This window comes from Streptomyces sp. NPDC104831, assembly GCF_055583025.1.
Map to the genome: position 1 here is coordinate 140,799 of NZ_JBVJOT010000011.1, position 18,670 is coordinate 159,468.

An 18,670-nucleotide genomic window follows, 5' to 3' on the forward strand; every position below is an offset into this window, starting at 1 on the left:
GCTACGCGTTCTCCGCCTGGAACATCCAGTGGTGCTTCTCCAGATCCGCGGTGATCGCGATGAGGAGGTCCTGCGAGACGGGGTCGGGCGCCTCGGTCGCGGTCACCCGTTCCCGCATCCGGGTGATCACCGAGCCCAGCGCGTCCACCATCGCCGAGACGGCGTCCGTGTCCTTGATCCAGCCCGCCGGGGCCGTCTTGACGCCGCTGCCGGAGGCCACCGTGGCGGCGCGCCCGTCGGGCGGTACGCCCAGCGCCGAGGCCCGCTCGGCGACGGTGTCGGAGTGGGCGCGGGCCGAGGCGACGACCTCGTCCAGCTGGAGGTGGATGGAGCGGAACCGGGGGCCGACGATGTTCCAGTGGATCTGCTTGCCGGTCAGCGAGAGGTCCAGCAGGTCCACGAGGGCGCCCTGGAGCGCCTCGGCCACGGTCTTCAGGTCCGCGTCGGCCAACGGGCTCTTCACGACGTACATCCGTTTCCTCCGGTGCTTCGGCGCCGTCATGTCCCTCTCACGATGACCGCACCACACAAACGCGGCAAACGGGATCTCTGGCCACGAACACCGCAGCCGACGCACGTGAAGCCCCGGCCGGGCCGTCCAGGGAGACCTGGGCGAGCCCCGCCGGGGCTTGGTTCGTTCGTTCGGGATGTGTCAGGCCGCGCGCGCGGACCTCACGCGGCGACCACGTCCGCTGGCGCCTTGATGGTCACCCGTTCCGGTGGCACACCGGTCACCGACACGGAGCCCAGCATCGGGCGGACCGGCGTGGGCACGGGCTCGGTGGCCCGGGCGGACTGGGCCAGTTCGGCGAGCGCCAGTTCGTCGCTCACTTCCCGCATCAGTTCCGACATCCGTACGTCCAGCGCGTCGCAGATGGCGGCGAGCAGTTCGGAGGAAGCCTCCTTCTGCCCCCGCTCCACCTCGGAGAGATAGCCGAGTGAGACTCGGGCGGACGAGGAGACTTCGCGCAGAGTACGGCCCTGGCGTTGGCGCTGCCGACGCAGCACGTCACCCAGCAGGCGACGGAGCAGAATCATCGGTGGCTCCCTCCTCGGACCGCGTAGCCGCATCCTTCTCGCCCCACCGTACCGCCTTGCGCCGCGGCCGTGCGGGGAGCGATGTCGTGTTCACTCAGGGCTGCAAACATCAAAACCCCCCGTTCCGTTCCGTATCCTGTGCCCGCTCATTCCCAGTCTGTTCGCCCGCAAGCTGCTCCAGGAGCACTGCGAGTACGCTCCGTACACTCTCCATACGAATTTCCGCACGGCTGCCGTTCAACCGCAGCGCCCGGACTTTTCCGCCACCGGCAGAACCGGACCGGTCGCCGAGAGGACCGCTCACGGCCACGAAAACCGTCCCAACGGGCTTGCCGTCCTGCGGATCGGGGCCGGCCACTCCGGTGGTCGCGATGCCCCAGTCGGCACCGAGAAGCTTGCGGACTCCGGCCGCCATCTCGCCCGCGACCTGCGGATCCACCGCACCGCGCTGGGCCAGCAGGGTGCCGTCGACGCCGAGCAGCTCGTGCTTGAGCTCGGTGGCGTAGGCGGTGATCGAGCCCCGGAACACCCGGGACGCCCCGGGTACCCCGGTGATCTCCGCCGCCACCAGGCCACCGGTCAGCGACTCGGCGACGGCAAGGGTCTCGCCCCTCACGGTCAGTAGTCGCACCAGTTCGGTGGCCCGGGAGCTCACGCTTCCTTCTCCTCCAACGCCGCCGCGCGCTCGGCGATTCCCTGCCGGCGCAGGACAATGGCTTGTCTTACGTAGTCGAGGCCCGTCACGACCGTGAGGACGACCGCGGCGGCCATCACCCAGAACCGCAGGGAGGCCAGCCAGCCCGTCAGCGCCAGGACGTACATGCCGACGGCGACGCCCTGGGTGAGGGTCTTCAGCTTGCCGCCGCGGCTGGCGGGGATCACGCCGTAGCGAATGACCAGAAAACGCAGCAGGGTGATGCCGAGTTCCCGGCCGAGGATCACGGCCGTCACCCACCAGGGCAGGTCGCCCAGGGCCGACAGACAGATGAGCGCCGCCCCCATGATCGCCTTGTCGGCGATGGGGTCGGCGATCTTCCCGAAGTCGGTGACCAGGTTGTAGGTCCGCGCCAGATGACCGTCGAACAGGTCGGTGATCATGGCGATGGCGAAGGCCGCCCAGGCCAGCGAGCGCCAGGCGGGGTCATAGCCGCCGTCCGCCAGCATCAGCGCCACGAAGCCGGGCACCAGGAGCAGCCGGAGCATGGTCAGCAGATTGGCGACGTTCCAGACGCTGGCCTGGTTGACGGCCGCGGCCGTGATCTTGCCGCCGCGGGCGGGCCTGCCGCCCTCGTCGGCGGGGCCAGAAGCAGAACCGGAGACCTCGGACCGGGCGCCGTCGGCAGCGGACCCCCGGGCGCGGTGCGCACCGGAGGAGCCGCCCGCGGCGGATGCCGGGACTCCGGTCATCTGCCCGCCTCCTCGCTCCACGCGGCCGAGCCGGCCAGCGGCTCGGCCACCAGGTCGACACCCTCCGTGCCGACCACCTTCGCCTCGACCATACGTCCGACGCTCAGGCCCTCGCCGCTCGTGAGCAGCACCTGGCCGTCCGTCTCCGGCGCCTGGTGCGCGGCCCGGCCGTGGACGCCCTCCTCCTCGTCCACGGACTCCACCAGCACCCGCACGGTCTCGCCGACGCGCTCCTCGGCGCGCTGCGAGACCAGTTCCTCGGCCAGCCGGGAGATGTGGGCCAGGCGCTCGGCGACGACGTCCTCGTCCAGCTTGTTCTCGTACGTCGCCGCTTCCGTGCCCTCCTCGTCGGAGTAGCCGAAGACGCCGATGGCGTCCAGCCGGGCGCCGTTCAGGAAGCGCTCCAGCTCGGCCAGGTCGGACTCGCTCTCGCCGGGGAAGCCGACGATGAAGTTGGAGCGCACACCGGCCTCGGGGGCCTTGCCGCGGATGGTGTCCAGCAGCTCCAGGAACCGGTCGGTGTCGCCGAAGCGGCGCATGGCGCGCAGCACGCCGGGCGCGGAGTGCTGGAAGGACAGGTCGAAGTACGGGGCGACCTTGGGCGTGGAGGTGAGGACGTCGATCAGTCCGGGGCGCATCTCGGCCGGCTGGAGGTAGCTCACCCGGACCCGCTCGATGCCGTCGACCGCGGCCAGCTCCGGCAGCAGGGACTCCAGCAGGCGGATGTCGCCCAGGTCCTTGCCGTAGGAGGTGTTGTTCTCGGAGACCAGCATGATCTCCTTCACGCCCTGCTCGGCCAGCCAGCGGGTCTCGTTCAGGACGTCGCTGGGGCGGCGGGAGATGAAGGAGCCGCGGAAGGAGGGGATGGCGCAGAAGGAGCAGCGCCGGTCGCAGCCCGAGGCGACCTTGACCGAGGCGACCGGGGAGCCGCCCAGACGGCGGCGCAGCGGGGCACGGGGCCCGGAGGCGGGGGCCACGCCCTCCGGCAGGTCGGCCGGGGCGTGGCCCGGCAGGGCCACCGAGGCGGCCGATTCCTGTCGCTCGGCCGGGCTGATCGGCAGCAGCTTGCGCCGGTCGCGCGGGGTGTGGGAGGCGTGGATGCCGCCGGAGAGGATGGTCTGCAGGCGGTCGGAGATGTCGGTGTAGTCGTCGAAGCCGAGCACGCCGTCGGCCTCGGGGAGCGCCTCGGCCAGTTCCTTGCCGTACCGCTCGGCCATGCAGCCCACCGCCACGACGGCCTGGGTTCTCCCGTGGCCCTTGAGGTCGTTGGCCTCCAGGAGGGCGTCGACGGAGTCCTTCTTCGCGGCCTCCACGAAGCCACAGGTGTTGACCACGGCGACGTCGGCGTCCGCGGCGTCGTCCACGAGCTGCCAGCCGTCCGCCTCCAGACGGCCTGCGAGCTCCTCGGAATCCACCTCGTTACGAGCGCAGCCGAGAGTGACGAGTGCGACGGTACGGCGTTCAGGCATGTGCTCAAGACTACTTTGTCTCACCGACAGCCCACGTCGACGGGGTTGGCGGGGGCCGGCCGACTCCGTCACATCCGCGGGGGCGCGGCCCGTCAGCCGGCCACGGGGTCGCCCTTGGTGTAGGTGAGGCGCTCCACCGCGCCGGGCCGGAAGGTGTCCTCGATCTTCTTGCCGTTGACGTACAGCTCGATCGCGCCCGCGTCGCCGAGGATCAGGTTGATCTTGGTGTTGTCCTGGAAGGTCTTGGACTGGCCCTGCTTGAGCAGCCCGTCGAAGAGCATGCGGCCGTTGTGGTCCTTGGCGGAGATCCAGCTGCGTCCGTTGGGCGCGCTGACCTGGACGGTGACCTTGTCCTGGGGCGCGGCGGCGATGGCGCTGTCGGAGGGCTCGCCGGTGGGCTCGGCCGGCCTGTCCTTCTTCGGCGGGGCCGTGGCGCTCTCGCCGGTGCCGGAGGGACTGCCCTCGGCGGCGATCTGGGACTTGGAGTCGCCGGCGGAGTCGCCGCCCTTGATCGCGGTGAACCCGACGAACCCGATCACGACGACGATGGCGGCGACCATCGCCGCCGTCCAGTTCGGGCCGCGCCGCTCCGGCCGGATCCGCTCCGCCTCGAAGAGGGGCGCGGCGGGGGTGGGCGCGGGACGGCCGCCGTGCTCGGCGTCGTACTGGGCGATCAGCGGTTCGGGGTCGAGGTGGACGGCCCTGGCCAGCGTGCGGATGTGTCCACGGGCGTACACGTCGCCGCCGCAGGGGGCGAAGTCGTCCGCTTCGATGGCGCGCACGATGGCGATGCGGACACGCGTGGCGGTGCTGACGTCGTCCACGGTCAGCCCGGCCGCGATCCGCGCCTGCTTGAGGACGCGGCCCACGGAGGGTCGGGCTTCCTGGGACTCGTCTCGGAACGGACGCTCGTCTTCAGGGGAGTTGCCGATGGACACGGGGGCGCCTTTCGAGCGTGTAGCCACCTGTGCTGGAAGCTCAGTCTAGGGGGGTGACGAAAGGGTGGGGCAACCGGACGGTATGACTTTGTACGCCAAGGGATTGGCACGACATGCCGATGGTCGGACAAGCAGGTACCCCAGGGCGAGGTCCTCACCTGACCTTTCGCTCAACTGGACGTACGACAAACCCAAACGGTTGCCCCATGCCCCCTAACGGGTGGGTCACGGCCGCTCGGCCACCCGGCGCAACCGGGCTGGACCGAACGGCCGTGCGCGTCACCCCTCGGTCTCTCCCCTGATCAGCGCGAGCACGCCGTCCAGGTCGTCTGGCTTCACCAGCACGTCCCGTGCCTTGGAGCCCTCGCTCGGGCCCACGATGTTGCGGGACTCCATGAGGTCCATCAGCCGGCCGGCCTTGGCGAAGCCGACGCGCAGCTTGCGCTGGAGCATGGACGTCGACCCGAACTGGGTGGAGACGACCAGCTCGGCGGCCTGGCACAGCAGGTCGAGGTCGTCGCCGATGTCCTCGTCGATCTCCTTCTTCTGCTTGGTGCCCACGGTGACGTCGTCCCGGAAGACGGGCGCCATCTGCTCCTTGCAGTGCCGGACGACGGCCGCGACCTCCTCCTCGGTCACGAACGCGCCCTGCATGCGGGTCGGTTTGTTCGCGCCCATCGGCAGGAACAGGCCGTCGCCCTTGCCGATCAGCTTCTCGGCGCCCGGCTGGTCGAGGATGACCCGCGAGTCGGCCAGCGAGGAGGTGGCGAAGGCCAGCCGGGAGGGCACGTTGGCCTTGATCAGGCCGGTGACCACGTCGACCGAGGGGCGCTGGGTGGCGAGCACCAGGTGGATGCCGGCCGCGCGCGCGAGCTGCGTGATGCGCACGATGGCGTCCTCGACGTCACGCGGGGCGACCATCATCAGGTCGGCCAGCTCGTCCACGATCACCAGCAGGTACGGGTACGGCTGGAGCTCGCGCTCGCTGCCCGGCGGCGGCTCGACCTTGCCCTCGCGCACCGCGCGGTTGAAGTCGTCGATGTGCCGGTAGCCGTAGGCGGCCAGGTCGTCATACCTGAGGTCCATCTCGCGCACCACCCACTGCAGCGCCTCGGCGGCCCGCTTGGGGTTGGTGATGATCGGCGTGATCAGGTGCGGGATGCCCTCGTAGGCGGTCAGCTCGACGCGCTTGGGGTCGACCAGGATCATCCGGACGTCCTCCGGGGTCGCCCGCATCATCACCGAGGTGATCAGGCAGTTGATGCAGGACGACTTGCCGGAGCCGGTGGCGCCGGCGACCAGCATGTGCGGCATCTTCGCCAGCGAGTGCATGACGTACCCGCCCTCGACGTCCTTGCCGAAGGCGACCAGCATCGGGTCGTCGTCCTCGGCGGACTCCGCGAGGCGCAGCACGTCGCCGAGGTTGACCATCTCCCGGTCGGTGTTGGGGATCTCGATGCCCACCGCGGACTTGCCCGGGATGGGGCTGATGATGCGCACGTCCGGACTGGCCACCGCGTAGGCGATGTTCTTGGTCAGCGCGGTGATCCGCTCGACCTTCACGGCCGGACCCAGCTCCACCTCGTAGCGGGTGACCGTCGGACCGCGGGTGAAGCCGGTGACGGCCGCGTCGACCTTGAACTCGGTGAAGACCTGGGTGAGCGAGGCGACGACCGCGTCGTTGGCGGCGCTGCGCGCCTTGCCGGGGCCGCCGCGGGTCAGCAGGTCCAAGGAGGGCAGCGCGTAGGTGATGTCCCCGGACAGCTGGAGCTGCTCCGCGCGCGCGGGCAGGTCGCGGGGCGCCTCGGGGGCCTTCTTCGTCAGGTCGGGAACGGCCTTGGTGAGGTCGGGTACGGACTTCGTCAGGTCGGCCACGGCCGCGGGCCGGGCCTTCTCCTGCTTCGGCCGGGCGGCGGGCACCGGCGCCGGCGCGGGCACCGCGGCGGTCTCCTCGGTCTCGCCCGCGCCCACCCCCTGGGTGAGGTCGGCGACCAGCGGCGAGGGCGGCATGCCGTGCAGCACCGCACCGTCCAGCGCGGCGGCGGCCGCCGCGGCGACGTCCACGGCGTCCGGGTGGCGCTGCGGGTCCGGCTGGGGCACGGCCGAGCGCCTCGGGCGCCCGCGGCGCTGCGCGAGGGCCGCGGCCTCGGCGTCATCCGGGTCGTACGCCCGAGGGGCGCCGGAGCGCCTGCGCGGGCGCGCGGGCGCCGCCTCCCGCCACTCCTCGTCGTAGCCGACCTCCTCGGCGGCGAACCGGTCCGCCTCGTGGTCGTGCAGCACCCCCAGCGTCACACCGAGCCGCCGCAGCCGCTGCGGGATGGCGTTGACCGGGGTGGCGGTCACCACCAGCAGCCCGAAGATCGTGAGCAGCACCAGCAGGGGGACGGCGAGCACCTCGGTCATGGCGTACGTCAGCGGGGTGGCCGCCGCCCAGCCGATGAGGCCGCCGGCGTCCCTTATGCCCTGCATGCCGACGCTGCGCGCGGGCGAGCCGCAGGCGATGTGGACCTGGCCGAGGACGCCGACGACGAGCGCGGACAGGCCGATCACGATCCGTCCGTTGGCCTCCGGCTTCTCCGGGTGCCGGATGAACCGTACGGCGATCACCGCGAGCAGTATCGGCACCAGCAGGTCGAGCCGGCCGAAGGCACCGGTGACCAGCATCTCGACCAGATCGCCGACGGGCCCGCGCAGATCCGCCCAGGTGCCCGCGGCGACGATCAGCGCGATGCCGAGCAGCAGCAGCGCGACGCCGTCCTTGCGGTGGGCCGGGTCGAGGTTCTTCGCCCCCTGCCCTATGCCGCGGAAGACGGCGCCGACGGCGTGCGCGAGGCCCAGCCAGAGGGCGCGCAGGACCCGGTAGACGCCCCCCGTGGGGCTGGGCACCGGCTTCGGCGGCGCGGGCTTCCTGACCACGGCCTTCCTGGCGGGCGCCTTCTTGGCCGGGGCCCTCTTCGCGACGGCCTTCTTCGCCGGAGCCTTCGCGGGAGCCGCCGCCTTCTTGGCGGGCTGCTTCTTGGCTGCGGAGGGACGTGAGGCCATGGGTGTGAGGTTACCGGTGGAGACGACAGCGGACACGTGTGCCCACAGCTTCACCCGTTCGTGTCGTGCCTGCGGGGGCGCGAAACTGACGTGCACTCATGCGCAACCCCGGAACAGGCCGGATCAGTTCTGCGAGGGCACCGAGGCGCCGCTGCCGCCCGTGCCCGGCTCCAGCGCGTCCAGGGCACGGCGCAACCCGGTGAGTTTGCGCTCCAGATGCGCCGCCGTGGCCACCGCCGCCGCGTCCGCGGAGTCGTCGTCGAGCTGCTTGGACAGCGCCTCCGCCTGCTCCTCGACGGCCGCGAGCCGCGCGGACAGCTCGGCGAGCAGTCCAGCCGACTCCTTGCCGGCCACACCACCCCTGCCGCCGCCCTCCAACTGGAGCCGCAGCAGCGCCGCCTGCTCCCTCAGCTGGCAGTTCTTCATGTACAGATCGACGAACACCGAGACCTTGGCGCGCAGCACCCACGGGTCGAACGGCTTGGAGATGTAGTCCACCGCGCCCGCCGCATAACCCCGGAAGGTGTGGTGCGGACCGTGGTTGATGGCCGTCAGGAAGATGATCGGGATGTCCCGCGTCCGCTCCCGCCGCTTGATGTGCGCGGCCGTCTCGAAACCGTCCATGCCCGGCATCTGGACATCCAGCAGGATGACCGCGAAGTCGTCCGTGAGCAGTGCCTTGAGCGCTTCCTCCCCGGACGATGCCCGCACCAGCGTCTGATCGAGCGCCGAGAGGATCGCCTCCAGCGCCAGCAGATTCTCCGGCCGGTCATCGACCAGGAGGATCTTGGCCTTCTGCACCATGGCCCGCCCTCCTCGCCCCGGCGGTACACCGGGCGCCGCCCCAGGGGACGACTCCCTTTCGCCGCCCGTCCTTGTGCCGGTCATCGTAGCCGCACCCCGCCTGTCGCCACACCCTGTCACCGCGATGTCACCGCGCACGTACCGGAAACGCGGCGGGAGCCCGGATGGTTCCCGGAATCCGGGATTCCCGCGCGTCACCGGCCTTCATAGCAACTCCCCGGGCGCGCCGCGGGTTCCCCCGGCGCGCCCGGCCATGCCGCCCGGCCGGGGTCATTCCGGCCGCATCCACTGGCTCATCACCGACAGCAGGTGATCGGGGTCGACCGGCTTGGTGACATAGTCGGAGGCGCCCGACTGGAGCGCCTTCTCCCGGTCGCCCTTCATCGCCTTCGCGGTGAGCGCGATGATCGGCAGGCCCGCGAACTGCGGCATCCTGCGGATCGCCGTGGTCGTCGCGTACCCGTCCATCTCGGGCATCATGATGTCCATCAGCACCACCGCCACGTCGTCGTGCTGCTCCAGCACCTCGATGCCCTCGCGGCCGTTCTCCGCGTACAGCACCGACAGCCCGTGCTGCTCCAGGACGCTGGTGAGCGCGAACACGTTGCGGATGTCGTCGTCGACGATCAGCACCTTCTCGCCGCCGAACCGCACCACGGGCTGCGCCGCCTGCTCCTGCTCCGGCACGGCAGCCCACTGCTCGGCCCGCTGCGTCTCCCGGGGCAGGGCGCGCCGCCGGCGCCGGAAGAGCGCGGCCGGACCGTTCTGCGTCTCCTGGTACGACTTCACCTCGGCCGGCGTCTCGATCTCCGCCGCGGACAGCTCCGAGGAGAGGTGCGCCTCGGAGGCGACCAGGTCGCCGGCCTCCAGGGCGGGCGCCGACTGCTGGTAGCCCTGCGGCGGCAGCTCGCTCATGTGCAGCGGCAGGTAGAGCGTGAACGTCGAACCGCGCCCGGGCTCGCTCTGCGCGTGGATCTCCCCGCCGAGCAGCTGCGCGATCTCCCGCGAGATGGACAGCCCGAGGCCGGTGCCGCCGTACTTGCGGCTGGTGGTGCCGTCGGCCTGCTTGAACGCCTCGAAGATCACCCGCATCTTGCTGGCCGCGATGCCGATGCCGGTGTCGGTCACCGAGAACGCGATCAGCTCACCGTCCGGATCGGTCAGCGAACCCGCCTCCAGCAACTGCTCCCGGATCGAGTCCGGCACGTCCGCGCCGGCCGGCCGGATCACCAGCTCCACCGAACCGGAGTCGGTGAACTTCACCGCGTTCGACAGCAGGTTGCGCAGCACCTGCAACAACCGCTGCTCGTCGGTGTGCAGGGTGGCCGGCAGCTCCGGGGAGACCCGCACGGACAGGTCCAGGCCCTTCTCCGCGGTCAGCGGCCGGAAGGTCGCCTCCACGTAGTCCACGAGCTGGACGAGCGCGATGCGGGTCGGCGAGACGTCCATCTTGCCCGCCTCGACCTTCGACAGGTCCAGGATGTCGTTGATCAGCTGGAGCAGGTCGGAACCCGCGCCGTGGATGGTCTCGGCGAACTCCACCTGCTTGGGCGAGAGGTTGCCCTCGGCGTTGTCCGCGAGCAGCTTCGCCAGGATCAGCAGCGAGTTGAGCGGGGTGCGCAGCTCGTGCGACATGTTGGCGAGGAACTCGCTCTTGTACCGCATCGACACCGCGAGCTGCTCGGCGCGCTCCTCCAGGACCTGCCGGGCCTCCTCGATCTCGGTGTTCTTCACCTCGATGTCCCGGTTCTGCCGGGCCAGCAGCTCGGCCTTCTCCTCCAGTTCGGCGTTGGACGCCTGCAGCGCCTTCTGCCGGTTCTCCAGCTCCGCCGACCGCTCCCGCAGCTGCTCGGTCAGCTCCTGCGACTGCTTGAGCAGCTTCTCGGTCTTGGTGTTGACCGAGATGGTGTTGACGCTGGTCGCGATCATCTCGGCGATCTGGTTGAGGAAGTCCCGCTGGATCTGCGTGAACGGCGTGAACGACGCCAGCTCGATCACGCCGAGCACCTTGCCCTCGAACAGCACCGGCAACACGATGACCTGCGCGGGCGGGGCCTCGCCGAGCCCGGAGGAGATCTTCAGGTAGCCGCTGGGCGCCCGGTCCACCAGGATCGTGCGCTTCTCCTGGGCGGCCGTGCCGATCAGCGCCTCACCGGGCCGGAACGACGTCGGCATGGAGCCCATCGAGTAGCCGTACGAGCCCAGCATCCGCAGCTCGTAGTCGTCCTCGCCGTTGCCGACGCCCTTGCCCTCCATCAGCGGCATCGCCAGGAAGAACGCGCCGTGCTGCGCCGACACCACCGGCGTCAGCTCGCTCATGATCAGCGAGGCCACGTCCTCCAGGTCCCGGCGGCCCTGCATGAGGGAGGAGATGCGGGCCAGATTGCCCTTGAGCCAGTCCTGCTCCTTGTTGGCGATCGTGGTGTCGCGCAGGTTGGCGATCATCTTGTTGATGTAGTCCTGCAACTCCTGGATCTCGCCGGCCGCGTCCACGTCGATCTTCAGGTTCAGGTCGCCCCGGGTCACCGCGGTCGCCACGCGCGCGATGGCCCGCACCTGCCGGGTCAGGTTCTCGGCCATCTCGTTCACGGACTCGGTGAGGTCGCGCCAGGTACCGTCCACGTCGCGCACGCGGGCCTGGCCGCCCAGCTGCCCCTCCGTGCCCACCTCGCGGGCCACCCGCGTGACCTCCTCGGCGAAACTGGACAGCTGGTCGACCATCGTGTTGATCGTCGTCTTCAGCTCCAGGATCTCGCCGCGGGCGTCGATGTCGATCTTCTTCGTCAAGTCGCCCTTGGCGATGGCCGTGGTCACCATGGCGATGTTGCGCACCTGACCGGTCAGGTTGGACGCCATCTGGTTCACCGACTCGGTGAGGTCCTTCCAGGTGCCGGCCACCCCCGGCACATGCGCCTGACCGCCCAGGATGCCGTCCGTGCCCACCTCACGGGCCACCTTGGTGACCTGGTCGGCGAACGAACTCAGCGTCTTCACCATCGTGTTGATGGTGTCGGCGAGCTGCGCCACCTCGCCGCGCGCCTCGATCGTCACCTGCCGCGTCAGATCACCGTTGGCGACGGCCGCGGCCACCTGCGAGATGTTGCGCACCTGCATGGTCAGGTTGTTGGCCATCAGGTTGACGTTGTTGCTGAGGTCCTTCCAGATGCCCGTGACGCCCGGCACGTGCGCCTGGCCGCCCAGGATGCCCTCGGTGCCCACCTCGCGGGCCACCCGGGTCACCTGCTCGGCGAAGCTGGACAGCTGGTCCACCATGGTGTTGACCGTCGTGACGAGTTCGAGGATCTCGCCCTTCGCGTCCACGGTGATCTTCTTCGACAGGTCGCCCTTCGCGACCGCCGTCGTGACCTCGGCGATGTTGCGCACCTGGATCGTCAGGTTGTTCGCCATGAAGTTCACGGACTGCGTGAGGTCCTTCCAGGTCCCGGAGACCCCCTGCACCTCGGCCTGGCCGCCGAGGATGCCCTCCGTACCCACCTCCCGGGCCACCCGCGTGACCTGGTCCGCGAACGACGACAGCTGGTCCACCATCGTGTTCAGCGTGTTCTTCAGCTCCAGGATCTCCCCGCGCGCGTCCACGGTGATCTTCTGGGAGAGGTCACCGCGCGCCACGGCGGTGGCGACCTGCGCGATGTTGCGCACCTGGGCCGTCAGGTTGCCCGCCATGCCGTTCACGGAGTCGGTCAGGTCCCGCCACACGCCCGCGACCCCGGGCACCTGCGCCTGACCGCCGAGGCGGCCCTCCGTACCCACGTCCCGCGCGACCCGGGTCACCTGGTCGGCGAAGGCGGACAGCTGGTCGACCATCGTGTTGATCGTGTTCTTCAGCTCGAGGATCTCGCCGCGCGCGTCGACATCGATCTTCTGCGACAGGTCACCGCGCGCCACGGCCGTCGTCACCTGCGCGATCTGCCGCACCTGCGACGTCAGGTTGCCGGCCATGAAGTTGACGGAGTCCGTCAGCTCCTTCCACGTGCCCGAGACGCCGTCCACCTGGGCCTGACCGCCGAGGCGGCCCTCCGTGCCCACGTCGCGGGCCATCCGCGTGACCTGGTCGGCGAAGCTCGACAGCTGGTCCACCATGGTGTTCACGGTGTTCTTCAGCTGGAGCATCTCGCCCGAGACGTCCACGGTGACCTTCTGCGACAGATCACCGTTCGCCACCGCCGTCGTCACCTGCGCGATGTTGCGCACCTGACCGGTGAGGTTGCGGAACGCGGTGTTGACGGAGTCCGTCAGGTCCTTCCACGTACCGGCCGCGCCCGGCACCTGCGCCTGGCCGCCCAGCTCGCCCTCGACACCGACCTCCCGCGCGACCCGCGTCACCTCGGCACCGAACGACGACAGCTGGTCCACCATGCCGTTGACGGTGTTCTTCAGCTCCAGCATCTCGCCGGCCACGTCCACCGTGACCTTCTGCGACAGGTCACCGTTGGCCACGGCGGTCGTCACCGTCGCGATGTCCCGCACCTGCGTCGTCAGGTTCCGGAACACCGTGTTGACGGAGTCCGTCAGGTCCTTCCACGTGCCGGCCGCGCCCGGCACGTTCGCCTGCCCGCCGAGCCGCCCCTCCGCGCCGACCTCGTTCGCCACCCGGGTGACCTCGTCCGCGAAGATCCGCAGCGTCTCGGTCATCTGGTTGATCGTCCGGGCCAGCCGCGCCACCTCGCCGCGCGCCGGAACGGTCACCTTCTGCGACAGGTCACCGCTGGCCACCGCCGTCGTCACCTGCGAGATCCCCCGGACCTGCGCCGTCAGGTTGCCCGCCATCGTGTTGACGGAGTCGGTCAGCTCCTTCCACACCCCGGCCACCCCGGGCACCTGCGCCCGGCCGCCCAGGATGCCCTCGGTGCCCACCTCCCGGGCCACCCGCGTGACCTCGGAGGAGAACGCCGACAACTGGTCCACCATCGTGTTGACGGTGTTCTTCAGCTCCAGCATCTCGCCGGCCACGTGCACGGTCACCTTGCGCGACAGATCACCCTTGGCGACCGCCGTCGTCACCAGGGCGATGTCCCGCACCTGGGCGGTCAGCCGGTCCGCCATCGTGTTGACGGACTCGGTCAGGTCCTTCCACGAACCCGACATCCCGCGCACCCGGGCCTGCCCGCCCAGCTTGCCCTCGGTGCCGACCTCGCTGGCCACGCGCGTGACCTCGTCCGTGAACGTCGACAACTGGTCCACCAGGTTGTTGACGGTACGGCCGACCTTCAGGAACTCCCCCCGCAGCGGATGCCCCGCACCGCCGTCCGGCGCCTGCGTCCGCAGCTCCATGCGCGGCGACAGATCGCCCTCCGCGACCGCCGTGAGCACCCGGCCGACCTCCGAGACGGGCCAGACCAGGTCGTCCACCAGCGCGTTGGAGTGCTCGATGGCGGCGGCCCAGGACCCCTCGCAGGCCGCCGTCTCCAGCCGTTCCGTGAGTTTTCCCTCACGCCCCACCATGCGCCGCACCCGCGCCAGCTCACCGGTCAGATGCAGGTTCCGGTCGGCCACCTCGTTGAAGACGGCCGCGATCTCCGACATCACGCCGTCCCCGGAGACCGTCAGCCGCTTGCGGAAGTTGCCGTCCCGCATCGACACGAGAGCCGCCAGCAGCCGGTTCAGGGCCGCCGTGTCCACGGTCGTGGTGCCGCCGCTCCTGCCCAGGGACGGTCCGCCTTTCGCGCGCGTCTTCGTGCCTCGCGTCGCCGCGCCAGACTCCACTGTGTCCCTCCCGGAGGGGTAGACCGTTACTGCTGTGCTCGGCCGCTTCGGCCCCGGCGTGCCGGTCACCGGCATACCGGTCGCCTCCACGAACCGGTTACTTCTGCGTATGTCCGCCGGACGGGATCCGGCCACACCAGGGGCTGCTGCCCACCGTGTGCCCGCCGCACGCGGCCCGGCCCGACCTTCGTCACAAGCCTGCCCAGTGTTTCACCCCGGCCGAACCCGGCCATAACAGTTCGGCAGCTTCGCACATCGTCCGCACACCCTGGGGGCGTAAACACCGAAGACCGGCATCCGCTCGGACCGTGAAGGTAAGTAACCTTGCATCCGGCTGTCCAGCCGCTCCGGTCCGACCGGTCTGGGCGGTGGCACGAGTACGAGCGGGCATCGGAGGGGCGGCCGGACATCATGACCACCGGACTGATCCCCGGGGGGCAGCCCCCGGAGCCACAGCCGACGGACGAGCCGATGCCGCGGCAGCGGCTCGAACCGGCCGGCGAGACAGCCCCGCATGCCGACGAACGGTCGAGGAGTTCTGTGATCACCGCGCGAGCGGCTGCCAGTTTCGAGCCCGTCGGGCGATCGGTCGCGACCGCCCGCTCCTTCGTCCGCGACACCCTCCAGGGCTGGGGGTTCGCCGACATCGTCGACGACGCGGTCGTCCTCACCAGCGAACTGGTGACCAACGCCGTCGTCCACGCGGGCACCCACGCGGACGTGCTGTGCCTGCGCACCGAGGACGGCGTGCGCGTCGAGGTCTCCGACCGCTACCCCGAGCGCGAGGTCCCCCTCCAGGGGTCCGCCGTGTCCATGAGCAGCCCGGACCGCGAGGGCGGCCGCGGGCTCCAGCTCTGCGCGGCCCTCGCCACCCGCTGGGGCGTCGACTACACCCCCACCCACAAGAACGTCTGGTTCCAGCTCGACCTGCCCGAACGCCCGGTAGGCACCCGCACCGCCGGACCCGCCCTGCCCACCGACCTGCTGCCACTGGCCGACGGCCGGGTCCGGGTCGCCGTCCTCCAGGTCGACCGCAAGGGCGGCATCAGCGCCTGGAACGAGGACGCGGAGGAACTGTTCGGCTATCCCGCCCCCGACGTCATCGGCAAGCCCCTCACCGACCTGGCGGCCTGGCCGCACACCCCGGGCACCGGCACCGGCATCGCCGAGGCGCTCCGGCTCTCCCGCTGGGAGGGCACCTACGGCATCCGCCGCGCCGACGGCCGCGTGGCCCAGGTGTACGCCTCCCACCTGCGGGTCCGCGACACCGGCGGCGAACCCTCGACCGTCTGCCTGCTGGTGCGCGACCACGAGCGCGCCGTCCTGCAGACGCCGCCCCGCGTCCCGGCCGGCGACCAGACCACGTCCTCCGACGGGCAGAGCACCGACCCCTTCGAGGTCTTCATCGGCTCCCCCGCGCCGGACGACCTCGACGGACTGCTCCAGCGCACCGTGGAGCGCGCCCGCGACATGCTCGACGGCGACTCCGCGTTCCTGCTGCTGGCCACCGACGACGAGACGGAGCTGGAGGTCCGCGCCTCCACCGGGCTGCCCTCCGCCCGGCAGCGCTTCGCCCGCGTACCGGTCGAGGCGGGCCCGGGCCGCTACGGCTCCGCCCGCATGCCCGCCGTCCACGACGACCTGGCCGCCGTCCCCGGGGCGGTGCCCCTGCTCGCCGGGACCGGCATGCGCTCGGTCGTCACCGTCCCGCTGAAGGTCGAGGGCCGTCTCACCGGCTCCCTCGGCGTCGCGGCCGAGGCGTCCGGCCGGTACACCAACGAGGAGGCGCTGCGCCTGCAGTTCGCCGCCGACCGGATCGCCCTGGCCGTCGAGTCGGCCCGCCTCGGCGAGCTGGAACGGCTGCGCCGCGGCTCGTTGAGCTTCCTCGTCGAGGCCTCCGACCTGCTGGCCGGCACCCTGGACCGGGACCAGACGCTGGCCCTGATGGCCCAGATGACGGTCCCGACCCTGGCCACCTGGTGCGCGGTGTACACGATCGCCGACCAGGCGTCCGAGCCGTACCTCTCGTACGTCCTGCACGAGGACGAGGAACTCATCGACGGCATCAAGTCGTTGCTGTCGAAGATCCCGCCGCCGGACCCGGTCCCGACGCCCGGCGCCCGGGTCTGGACGACCCCGGGCGAGGTCGCCCACCAGGCGGCCCTGCGCAGCTCCATGCGCAGCCTGGGCCTGGCCGGCGGGCCCACGCACCGGGTCGCCTCCGGCATCGGACCGACGCTCGCGACGGCGTCCGCGGTCGGCGGCGAGACCGTGGTCCTGCCGCTCGTCGCCCGCAACCGCGTCATCGGCATGCTGACCCTCGGCAAGCCCACCGACGAACACTTCCGTCAGGAGATCCTGGAACTCGCCGAGGACCTGAGCCGCCGGGCCGCCCTGGCCCTGGACAACGCCCGTCTGTACTCGGAGCGCACGGCCATCAGCCAGTCCCTCCAGCGCAGCCTGCTCCCGCCGGGCCTGCCGCAGATCGACGGCGTCGAGGTCGAGGTCATCTACCGCGCGGCGGGCGAGGGCAACGAGGTCGGCGGCGACTTCTACGACGTCTTCCCCATCGGCAACGGCGCGTACGGCTTCGCCATCGGCGACGTCTGCGGCACGGGCCCCAACGCGGCGGCGGTCACCGGGCTGGCCCGGCACGCCCTGCGCCTGCTGGCCCGCGAGGGTCTGCCCGGCCCGGCGGTCCTGGAGCGACTGAACTCCGCGATCCTCGACGAGGGCGACCGCAGCCGCTTCCTGACCCTGCTGTACGGCGAGTTGCGCACGCAGGAGGACGGCAGCGCGGAACTGAAGGTGGTGTGCGCCGGCCATCCGCTGCCGCTGCGCCTGCGTCAGGACGGCACGGTGACGGCCGCGGCCGAACCGCAGCCGCTGCTGGGCGTCATCGAGGACCTGGAGCTGTACGAGGAGACGGTCACCCTGGACCCGGGGGACGTGCTGCTGTGCGTCACGGACGGCGTCACCGAACGCCGTGAGGGCACGCGCATGCTGGGCGACGACGGCCTCGCCGATGTCCTCACCACCTGCACGGGTCTGACGGCGGGTGCGGTCGCGGCGCGCATCATGCGCGCGGTCGAGCGTTTCGCGTCGGACGCCCCGTCCGACGACATGGCGATCCTGGCGATGCGCGTTCCGGGCCTCCACATGGAGGTGTGAGGAAGCACGAAAAAGGCCCCACCCGGAAGGGTGGAGCCTTTTTTGCGGAGCCCCCAAACGGAATCGAACCGTTGACCTTCTCCTTACCATGGAGACGCTCTACCGACTGAGCTATAGGGGCCTGTCGCTTTCGAGGTTTCCCTCGCGGCGACAGAGAAACTGTACCCCGAACCTGCCGCAGTTCCCAAATTCGTTCGGGCCTGGTCAGAAGGCGGGCTGGAGCAGCCCGCCGAGGGCGTTGCAGGCGGCGGCCGTCCGCTGCATGTCGCGCCTGGTGAGCGTGGCGTCCACGGGCAGCGCGAGGGTCTCGTCGGCGGCCAGTTCGGTCTCCGGCAGCGCCACGCACCGCCGGAACTCCGGCAGTCGGTGCACGGGCGTCTTCACCGGTACCCGGCACTCGACTCCCCTGGCCCGCAGGGCCCGCGCGAACGCGTCCCGGTCCGGTCGGCCGTTCCCCGGCACCCGCACGACGTACTGCTGATAGGTGTGCCCGTCCCCGCCGTCCGGCGTCCGCACGCCCTTGAGTTTGGCGTCGAGGTAGGCGGCCCGCTGCCGGCGCTGGGCTATCTCGTCGTACGGCGCCTCGGACTCGCCCTGTTCCAGGACCAGCAGTCCGTGCCGCCGCCCGAGCGCGTGCAACCGCCGGGTGTCGGCGCGCCGTCCGAAGCGGTGGACGACAACGACCGCGGCGGTACGGGGGGTTACGGCCGCCTCGACCGCGTCCGGGGCGAGGCAGTAGGTCACCGGGTCTATGTCGGCGAACACCGGGAGCGCGCCGGCCAGGACCACGGCCTGGGCGACCTCGACGTTCCCGAAGGCCGGTACGACGACCTCGTCACCGGATCCGACGCCGGCGGCCCTGAGCATCGCTGCAGTTCCCATGCCTGGGATGCTCCGCTCGGAACGTGAACGACACGTTACGCGAAACAGAAAAAGGCCGGACCCTGAACCGAAGTTCAGGATCCGACCTTTATCAAGAATTGTTCGGCGGTGTCCTACTCTCCCACAGGGTCCCCCCTGCAGTACCATCGGCGCTGTGAGGCTTAGCTTCCGGGTTCGGTATGTAACCGGGCGTTT

The 18,670-nt window shown here is 70.7% G+C and carries 11 protein-coding genes, 1 tRNA gene and 1 rRNA gene; 1 reads left to right on the plus strand and 12 read right to left on the minus strand.

Going from position 1 to position 18,670, the window contains the following annotated elements:
- Position 1 precedes the first annotated feature (1 nt).
- The 9 genes from ACZ63H_RS10970 to ACZ63H_RS11010 form a co-directional block, all read right to left on the minus strand.
- Positions 2 to 472, minus strand: coding sequence for a Dps family protein (locus tag ACZ63H_RS10970; RefSeq protein ID WP_469863624.1), 471 nt, complete (start codon positions 470 to 472; stop codon positions 2 to 4).
- A 200-nt stretch (positions 473 to 672) separates the two neighbouring features.
- Positions 673 to 1,038 (minus strand): helix-turn-helix domain-containing protein, encoded by a 366-nt coding sequence (locus tag ACZ63H_RS10975; protein WP_030608842.1) that lies wholly within the window; start codon positions 1,036 to 1,038, stop codon positions 673 to 675.
- Positions 1,039 to 1,147: 109 nt separating this feature from the next.
- The gene (locus ACZ63H_RS10980) at positions 1,148 to 1,693 is read right to left on the minus strand and encodes a CinA family protein (protein WP_469863626.1); all 546 of its coding nucleotides are present in this window, start codon (positions 1,691 to 1,693) and stop codon (positions 1,148 to 1,150) included.
- Positions 1,690 to 2,445 (minus strand): CDP-diacylglycerol--glycerol-3-phosphate 3-phosphatidyltransferase, encoded by a 756-nt coding sequence (pgsA, locus tag ACZ63H_RS10985; RefSeq protein ID WP_469863627.1) that lies wholly within the window; start codon positions 2,443 to 2,445, stop codon positions 1,690 to 1,692. Before pgsA ends, ACZ63H_RS10980 begins: the two co-directional genes overlap by 4 nt.
- Complete coding sequence (gene rimO, locus ACZ63H_RS10990; RefSeq protein ID WP_469863628.1) at positions 2,442 to 3,914, minus strand: 30S ribosomal protein S12 methylthiotransferase RimO; 1,473 nt, start codon at positions 3,912 to 3,914, stop codon at positions 2,442 to 2,444. The genes pgsA and rimO overlap by 4 nt, the downstream gene beginning before the upstream one ends.
- A gap of 92 nt (positions 3,915 to 4,006) precedes the next feature.
- Positions 4,007 to 4,852 carry a helix-turn-helix domain-containing protein gene (locus ACZ63H_RS10995; RefSeq protein WP_469863629.1) on the minus strand — a complete coding sequence of 282 codons (846 nt, stop codon included), beginning with the start codon at positions 4,850 to 4,852 and terminating at the stop codon, positions 4,007 to 4,009.
- Between the two features lie 279 nt (positions 4,853 to 5,131).
- Positions 5,132 to 7,894 carry a DNA translocase FtsK gene (locus tag ACZ63H_RS11000; RefSeq protein ID WP_469863631.1) on the minus strand — a complete coding sequence of 921 codons (2,763 nt, stop codon included), beginning with the start codon at positions 7,892 to 7,894 and terminating at the stop codon, positions 5,132 to 5,134.
- 123 nt (positions 7,895 to 8,017) lie between these two features.
- A complete protein-coding gene (locus ACZ63H_RS11005) occupies positions 8,018 to 8,698 on the minus strand; it encodes a response regulator (protein WP_467942166.1) in 681 nt (226 codons plus the stop codon).
- A gap of 270 nt (positions 8,699 to 8,968) precedes the next feature.
- Positions 8,969 to 14,422 carry a HAMP domain-containing protein gene (locus ACZ63H_RS11010; protein WP_469863633.1) on the minus strand — a complete coding sequence of 1,818 codons (5,454 nt, stop codon included), beginning with the start codon at positions 14,420 to 14,422 and terminating at the stop codon, positions 8,969 to 8,971.
- Positions 14,423 to 14,833: 411 nt separating this feature from the next.
- Between ACZ63H_RS11010 and ACZ63H_RS11015 the strand changes: the two genes are divergently transcribed.
- Entirely contained in the window at positions 14,834 to 17,593 is a 2,760-nt protein-coding gene (locus ACZ63H_RS11015) for a SpoIIE family protein phosphatase (RefSeq protein ID WP_469863635.1), read from the plus strand.
- A gap of 48 nt (positions 17,594 to 17,641) precedes the next feature.
- Here the strand turns inward: ACZ63H_RS11015 and ACZ63H_RS11020 are convergent.
- From ACZ63H_RS11020 to rrf, 3 genes are all read right to left on the minus strand, one after another.
- Positions 17,642 to 17,714: transfer RNA gene (locus ACZ63H_RS11020), tRNA-Thr, on the minus strand.
- An 83-nt stretch (positions 17,715 to 17,797) separates the two neighbouring features.
- On the minus strand, positions 17,798 to 18,460 hold the full coding sequence (locus ACZ63H_RS11025; RefSeq protein ID WP_469863646.1) for a DegT/DnrJ/EryC1/StrS family aminotransferase: 663 nt from the start codon (positions 18,458 to 18,460) through the stop codon (positions 17,798 to 17,800).
- A gap of 115 nt (positions 18,461 to 18,575) precedes the next feature.
- Positions 18,576 to 18,670: ribosomal RNA gene (gene rrf, locus ACZ63H_RS11030) — 5S ribosomal RNA — on the minus strand; the annotation flags it as partial.

What these genes read in the sequence shown, in the direction of transcription:
- ACZ63H_RS10970 (WP_469863624.1), bottom strand. Translation starts at nt 472, where the DNA reads ATGTACGTCGTGAAGAGCCCGTTGGCCGACGCGGACCTGAAGACCGTG.
- ACZ63H_RS10975 (WP_030608842.1), bottom strand. Translation starts at nt 1,038, where the DNA reads ATGATTCTGCTCCGTCGCCTGCTGGGTGACGTGCTGCGTCGGCAGCGC.
- pgsA (WP_469863627.1), bottom strand. Translation starts at nt 2,445, where the DNA reads ATGACCGGAGTCCCGGCATCCGCCGCGGGCGGCTCCTCCGGTGCGCAC.
- rimO (WP_469863628.1), bottom strand. Translation starts at nt 3,914, where the DNA reads ATGCCTGAACGCCGTACCGTCGCACTCGTCACTCTCGGCTGCGCTCGT.
- ACZ63H_RS11000 (WP_469863631.1), bottom strand. Translation starts at nt 7,894, where the DNA reads ATGGCCTCACGTCCCTCCGCAGCCAAGAAGCAGCCCGCCAAGAAGGCG.
- ACZ63H_RS11005 (WP_467942166.1), bottom strand. Translation starts at nt 8,698, where the DNA reads ATGGTGCAGAAGGCCAAGATCCTCCTGGTCGATGACCGGCCGGAGAAT.
- ACZ63H_RS11015 (WP_469863635.1), top strand. Translation starts at nt 14,834, where the DNA reads ATGACCACCGGACTGATCCCCGGGGGGCAGCCCCCGGAGCCACAGCCG.
- ACZ63H_RS11025 (WP_469863646.1), bottom strand. Translation starts at nt 18,460, where the DNA reads ATGCTCAGGGCCGCCGGCGTCGGATCCGGTGACGAGGTCGTCGTACCG.